Here is a 6,004-nt window from a genome sequence, read left to right as displayed (position 1 = left end):
GAACACGTGGATGTTGCGGAGAACCTGGCCATCGAACGCGTCAAGGCCCTCTTCGGCGCGGAGTACGCCAACGTGCAGCCCCACTCGGGCGCCCAGGCGAACGCCGCCGCGCTCGCCGCAATGATCAAGCCGGGCGAGAAGATCATGGGACTCTCCCTGGCCCACGGCGGCCACCTAACCCACGGCATGAAGCTGAACTTCTCCGGAAAGCTGTACGAGGTTGCCGCGTACGGCGTGGAGAATGACACCCACCGCCTCGACATGGACCGCGTCCGCGAGCAGGCCCTCGCCGAGAAGCCGCAGGTCATCATCGCCGGCTGGTCAGCGTACCCCCGCCACCTTGATTTCGCGGCGTTCCGCTCCATCGCCGATGAGGTGGGCGCACTGCTCTGGACCGACATGGCGCACTTCGCCGGCCTCGTGGCGGCCGGACTGCACCCGAGCCCGGTTCCGCACTCCGACGTCGTCACCTCCACCGTCCACAAGACCCTCTCCGGTCCGCGCTCGGGCGTGATCCTCGCGAAGCAGGAGTGGGCCAAGAAGCTCAACTCGAACGTCTTCCCGGGCCAGCAGGGCGGACCGCTCATGCACGTCATCGCGGCCAAGGCCACCGCCTTCAAGATCGCCGGCTCCGAGGAGTTCAAGGAGCGCCAGGAGCGTGTCCTCGAAGGTGCACGGATCATCGCCGAGCGGCTCATGGGCGCTGACGTCACCGAGCACGGCGTGTCAGTCCTCACCGGCGGCACCGACGTTCATCTGGTACTCGTTGACCTCCGCAACTCCACCCTCGACGGACAGCAGGCCGAAGACCTCCTGCACTCGGTCGGCATCACTGTGAACCGCAACGCGGTCCCCAACGATCCGCGTCCGCCGATGGTCACCTCCGGACTGCGCATCGGCACCCCCGCACTGGCCACCCGCGGGTTCGGCGCCGCAGAGTTCACCGAGGTCGCCGAAATCATTGCGGCAGTGCTGAAGCCCGAAGCCGACGTCGACGCGCTGCGTGCACGCGTATCCCGCCTCGCGGCCGACTTCCCGCTCTACCCCGGGCACGAGGAATGGTAGAAGACCTCCCGCCGGGCGCACTGGAGTCGGAGGCAGCCCGCTCCGACGAGTATGAAATCCCCACGGACGAATGCTGTTTCACCGGATGCTGTGAGCGCGGAAAAGCGTTCCTGCTCGAGGAGCTCGACCGGGAACAGGCCAACAAAGGAGCCGCGTAAATGAGCGCACAGATTCTTGACGGCAAGGCAACGGCGGCCGAAATCCGCAGCGAACTGACCGAGCGCGTCAGCGCCCTGAAGGCACGGGGAGTCACACCCGGCCTGGGCACGGTCCTGGTGGGCGACGATCCGGGCAGCCACTCCTACGTCGGCGGGAAGCACCGGGACTGCGAGCAGGTGGGCATCAGGTCCATCCGCCGCGACTTGCCCGGAGACATCACCCAGGAAGACCTCGAAAAGGTCATCGACGAGCTGAACGACGACGACGAAACCACCGGCTACATCGTCCAGCTGCCGCTTCCTGCGCATCTGGACGCGAACGCCATCCTGGAGCGGATGGCACCGGAAAAGGACGCCGACGGTCTGCACCCGACGAACCTCGGAAGGCTGGTCCTGAATGTCAGCGCCCCGATGGACTCGCCGCTGCCCTGTACCCCGAACGGCATTGTTGAGCTGCTCCTGCGCCATGACATCCACCTGCGGGGAAAGAATGTGCTGGTGGTGGGCCGTGGGGTCACCGTGGGACGGCCGCTCGGCCTGCTGCTCACCCGCCGCGAGATCAACGCGACCGTCACGCTGGCACACACCGGCACGGTGGATCTGGAGCGCCACCTCAGCGAGGCCGACGTCGTCGTTGCGGCTGCGGGCATGCCCGGCATGATCACTGCCGAACACCTCAAGCCGGGGGCCGTCGTCCTCGACGTCGGTGTGACCCGCGTGGTCGATCCGGAGACCGGGAAGGCCACCCTGCGCGGTGACGTGGCGCAGGACGCGGCCGGCGTCGCCGCCTGGCTTTCGCCCAATCCCGGCGGAGTGGGCCCCATGACCCGCGCCATGCTGCTGATGAACGTCGTGGAAGCAGCCGAGCGTCAGTGATCCTTCGAGTTTTTTGTCGCCTATCTGCTGCCAAGGCACGGCCAGAACCGCAGATAGGCGACAAAAACTTTGGGGGAGGGCCTACGCTGAACTGGTGCCCAACCAAACTATTCCGAACTACGTCATCTCTGCTGACAGGCTGAGTAAGCACTACGGCGATTTCGTGGCCGTCGACGGCATCTCCTTCGATGTACCGCAGGGCGAATCCTTCGGGCTGCTCGGCCCGAACGGTGCCGGAAAATCGACCACCATGAAGATGATTGGCGGCGTCTCCCAGCGCACCTCCGGCAAGCTGACCATAATGGGGCTGGACCCGGAACAGCACGGTCCGGAGGTACGGGCGCACCTCGGTGTGGTCCCGCAGCAGGACAACCTTGACGAGGAACTCCGGGTCCGCGACAACCTCCTCGTGTACGGCCGCTATTTCGGCCTGCCGATGAGCTATCTCAAGCCCAAAGCCGACGAGCTGCTCGAGTTCGCCCAGCTCACTGACAAGGCGAAAGCGAAGGTCGACTCGCTGTCCGGCGGCATGAAGCGGCGCCTGACCATCGCCCGGTCGCTCATTAACGAGCCCAAGATTCTCCTGCTCGATGAGCCGACCACCGGTCTCGACCCCCAGGCCCGCCACATCCTCTGGGACCGCCTGTTCCGCCTGAAGGAGTCCGGGGTTACCCTGATCCTCACGACCCACTACATGGATGAGGCGGAGCAGCTCTGCGACCGCCTCGTCGTCGTCGACAAGGGACAGATCATGGCCGAGGGTTCCCCCGCCCGGCTCATCCGCGAGCACTCCACCCGCGAGGTGCTTGAACTCCGCTTCGGCTCGGAACGCAACACGACGGTGGCGGCGGACCTGGCCGGAATCGGCGAGCGGCTCGAACCCCTTCCCGACCGCGTGCTGATCTACACCGATGACGGTGAGGCCGCCCTGGAGCAGGTCACCGCCCGCGGCCTCCACCCCATCACCTCACTGGTGCGCCGGTCCTCGCTCGAGGACGTCTTCCTGCGCCTGACCGGCAGGAGCCTCGTTGACTAGCAGCCGGGCCGGCAGCCCAGACAGCCAGCCGGCAGAACAGACGACGACGGCGGCGCACCCCCTGAGCGCCCACCCGCCGAAAATTTCCGCTGAACGGGCCCGAAAGTTCGGCTCCTGGTATTACGCCGAACATGCGCTCAAGGTGATGAACGGCTACCGCTGGACCCTGCTGGCGTACAGCGTCGGCAACCCGGTGATGTACCTCTTCGCGATGGGCGTGGGCCTGGCCACCCTGGTAGACAGCAACAGCGCCGAAAGCGTATTCGGGGGCGTCAGCTATCTCGCCTTCATTGCCCCGGCACTGCTGTCCTCGGCGACCATCATGACGGCGGCCACCGAGTTCACCTACCCGGTCATGGACGGCTTCAAGTGGCGGCGCGTCTACTACGGCCCGCATGCCTCCCCGCTGGCAGTGCACCAGATCGTGAACGGGTACATCATTGCCATCTCACTGCGGCTGTTCCTGATGTCGGCCGTCTACTTCGCCATCGTTGCCGCGTTCGGGGCGTCACCCTCGGCGTGGGGGTCGGTGGCGATCGTGGTTGCGGTGGTGTGCGGGCTGTCGTTCGGACTTCCCCTGATGGCCTACTCGGCGAGCATCACCGAGGACAAGGGGCAGTTTGCGCTGGTGATGAGGTTCATCGTCACCCCGCTGTTCCTGTTCTCCGGAACCTTCTTCCCGCTGGAGACGCTGCCCCTCGGGTTGCGCTGGATCGGCTGGATCTCCCCGCTGTGGCATGGAACGGAACTGGGGCGTGTGCTGACCTACTCCTACGCGGAACCGCTCTGGCTGTCAGCGGTCCACGTGATCTACCTGGTGGCGCTGGCACTCCTTGGCTGGGTCCTGGCCCGCCGGGTGTATGAGCGGAGGCTGGGTAAGTGAGCAACATGCTGACCGAGCAGGATTACCGGGTACAGGTGAAGGACAGGCCCTTCAGCGCGCTCTACTCGCGCAATGCCAGGGCGGTGATTGCCCGCGGCCTGAGGGCAACGAAGAGCAGCAACTGGCTGATCATGGTGTCGGGGTTCTTCGAACCGGTGCTCTATCTCATCTCGATGGGAGTGGGGCTGGGCGCACTGGTGGGCACCGTCGTCGGGCCCGGCGGGGAGGAAATCAGCTACGCCGCGTACATTGCGCCGGCGCTGCTCGCCGTGTCCGCAATGAACGGCGCTGTGTACGACTCCACCTGGAACGTGTTCTTCAAGATGAACTTCGCCAAGCTGTACCAGGGGATGCTGTACACTTCGCTGGGGCCGCTGGACGTCGCAATCGGGGAAATCTTCCTCGCGCTGCTTCGCGGAGCCCTCTATGCCACGGGGTTCACCGCCGTGATGGGGCTGATGGGACTGATAACCACGCCGTGGGCGCTGCTGATGGTGCCGGCGTCGGTGCTGATTGCGTTCGGGTTTGCCTCCTTCGGGATGGGCATCACGAGCTACATGAAGACCTTCCAGCAGATGGACTGGATCAACTTCGTCATGTTGCCCATGTTCCTGTTCTCGGCGACCTTCTACCCGTTGAGTGTGTATCCGCAGGCCATCCAGTGGTTCATCCAGGCGCTGCCGCTCTGGCACGGAGTGGAACTGCTCCGGCAGCTCAGCGTCGGGATCTTCACGCCGGCGACGGCAATTCATGTCACCTATTACCTGGTGATGATCCTCGCCGGGATGGTCCTGACCACCACACGCCTGCGGAAGCTGTTCCTCAAATAGGACAGCCGGTGACCGCTTCGGCCTTTCCGGCGCCGCACCAGGGGCAGATACTGGAACCATGATCGGGAAATGGCATGCAACGGTGTTCGACTGTTCAAACACGGACCAGCTGGCGTCCTTCTATGAGGACCTGCTGGGGATGATCCGCGTCCAGCATGATGACAACGGCTGGATCACCATCGGTGACGCCCCGGACCGCCCGGCGCTGGCATTCCAGCAGGTCGAGGGCTATACGCCGCCCAGCTGGCCGGGCCAGGACATCCCGCAGCAGGTGCACCTCGACATCCGGGTGGATGACCTTGACGTGGCGGAGCAGCAGGTGCTCGCGCTGGGAGCTACGAGCATGGATTCGGGTACCGGAACGTTCAGGGTGTTCCTGGACCCGGCCGGTCATCCCTTCTGCCTGGTCAGCTGGTAGGTCTGGTCAGCTGGTAGGTCTGGTCAGCTGGTAGGCCTGGTCGGTCGGTAGGCCTGTCAGCTGGTAGGCCCGGTCAGTCGGTAGGCCTGGTCAGCTGCGAGGCATCTCAGGTCACCAGTTCGGCGTAGACAACGTAGTTGTCGTCGAACTCGCCGGTGGCCGGATCGTAGCCGTCGCAGGTGATGAGGCGGATCTCGGCGCCCTCGGTGTTGCCGTACACCCTCTGCGTGGGGAATTCGTCCTTCGGGTACTGTTCGCCCTTCGTCACCGCGAAGGTTGCGGTTGAGCCGTCCTCCCGCTGGACCTCAATGAGGTCACCCGCCTTGAGCGCCCTGAGATCTGCGAAGACCCCGGGTCCGCCGCCGGTCGCGTTGACGTGCCCGAGAAGGACAGCCGGTCCGCGCTCGCCGGGGGTAGGGGACTGGTTGTACCAGCTGGCCGGAGCGCCGGGACCTTCCGGGGGTACTTCGAGACTGCCGTTCTCCCGCAATCCCAGGGAAAGCAGGTCCGACCCGGCACCGATCGCGGGGATGGAGAAGGAGACGGGTGCGGAAGCCTCGAGCACCGGAGGCAGCTCCGGCTTGGGAAAGGCGGACGCCGGATCTGTTGCCGCGGGGGAAGCAGCTGTTGGGGAAGGGGCGGGCGAGGCGGTCGCTGAAGCGGAGGGCGCCGTCGTCGTCGTTGCCGGAGGTTGGGAGCCATCTTCGGCAACGGTGCTGCCGCAGCCGGAGAGGATGA

8 protein-coding genes are annotated in these 6,004 nt (G+C 65.4%); 7 read left to right on the top strand and 1 reads right to left on the bottom strand.

Annotated features, from left to right (window positions below):
* From glyA to X803_RS0105050, 7 genes are all read left to right on the top strand, one after another.
* Positions 1-1,065, top strand: a 1,065-nt coding sequence (gene glyA / locus X803_RS17935) for a serine hydroxymethyltransferase (protein ID WP_035777969.1), incomplete at its 5' end; no start/stop codon positions are given.
* The gene (locus X803_RS21760; protein WP_156929968.1) at positions 1,059-1,223 is read left to right on the top strand and encodes a hypothetical protein; all 165 of its coding nucleotides are present in this window, start codon (positions 1,059-1,061) and stop codon (positions 1,221-1,223) included. The genes glyA and X803_RS21760, both read left to right, overlap by 7 nt.
* Positions 1,224-2,099, top strand: a complete 876-nt coding sequence (locus tag X803_RS0105070; RefSeq protein WP_026544295.1) for a bifunctional methylenetetrahydrofolate dehydrogenase/methenyltetrahydrofolate cyclohydrolase — start codon at positions 1,224-1,226, stop codon at positions 2,097-2,099. It begins immediately after the preceding gene.
* Positions 2,100-2,193: 94 nt separating this feature from the next.
* Positions 2,194-3,135 carry an ABC transporter ATP-binding protein gene (locus tag X803_RS0105065; RefSeq protein WP_051470478.1) on the top strand — a complete coding sequence of 314 codons (942 nt, stop codon included), beginning with the start codon at positions 2,194-2,196 and terminating at the stop codon, positions 3,133-3,135.
* 61 nt (positions 3,136-3,196) lie between these two features.
* The gene (locus X803_RS0105060) at positions 3,197-4,018 is read left to right on the top strand and encodes an ABC transporter permease (protein ID WP_026544293.1); all 822 of its coding nucleotides are present in this window, start codon (positions 3,197-3,199) and stop codon (positions 4,016-4,018) included.
* A gap of 5 nt (positions 4,019-4,023) precedes the next feature.
* Entirely contained in the window at positions 4,024-4,848 is an 825-nt protein-coding gene (locus X803_RS0105055) for an ABC transporter permease (RefSeq protein ID WP_035778003.1), read from the top strand.
* A 58-nt stretch (positions 4,849-4,906) separates the two neighbouring features.
* A complete protein-coding gene (locus X803_RS0105050; RefSeq protein ID WP_026544291.1) occupies positions 4,907-5,266 on the top strand; it encodes a VOC family protein in 360 nt (119 codons plus the stop codon).
* Positions 5,267-5,372: 106 nt separating this feature from the next.
* Here X803_RS0105050 and X803_RS17930 read toward each other — a convergent pair whose 3' ends face one another.
* Complete coding sequence (locus X803_RS17930) at positions 5,373-6,002, bottom strand: class F sortase (RefSeq protein ID WP_084033414.1); 630 nt, start codon at positions 6,000-6,002, stop codon at positions 5,373-5,375.
* Positions 6,003-6,004: the final 2 nt, after the last annotated feature.

It is taken from the genome of Arthrobacter sp. 35/47, from assembly GCF_000520475.1.
In the GTDB taxonomy this organism is placed as follows: Bacteria; Actinomycetota; Actinomycetes; order Actinomycetales; family Micrococcaceae; genus Arthrobacter_D; species Arthrobacter_D subterraneus.
This window is presented reverse-complemented; position numbering and strand designations above follow the sequence as displayed.

What these genes read in the sequence shown, in the direction of transcription:
- X803_RS0105070 (WP_026544295.1), top strand. Translation starts at nt 1,224, where the DNA reads ATGAGCGCACAGATTCTTGACGGCAAGGCAACGGCGGCCGAAATCCGC.
- X803_RS21760 (WP_156929968.1), top strand. Translation starts at nt 1,059, where the DNA reads ATGGTAGAAGACCTCCCGCCGGGCGCACTGGAGTCGGAGGCAGCCCGC.
- X803_RS0105050 (WP_026544291.1), top strand. Translation starts at nt 4,907, where the DNA reads ATGATCGGGAAATGGCATGCAACGGTGTTCGACTGTTCAAACACGGAC.
- X803_RS0105055 (WP_035778003.1), top strand. Translation starts at nt 4,024, where the DNA reads ATGCTGACCGAGCAGGATTACCGGGTACAGGTGAAGGACAGGCCCTTC.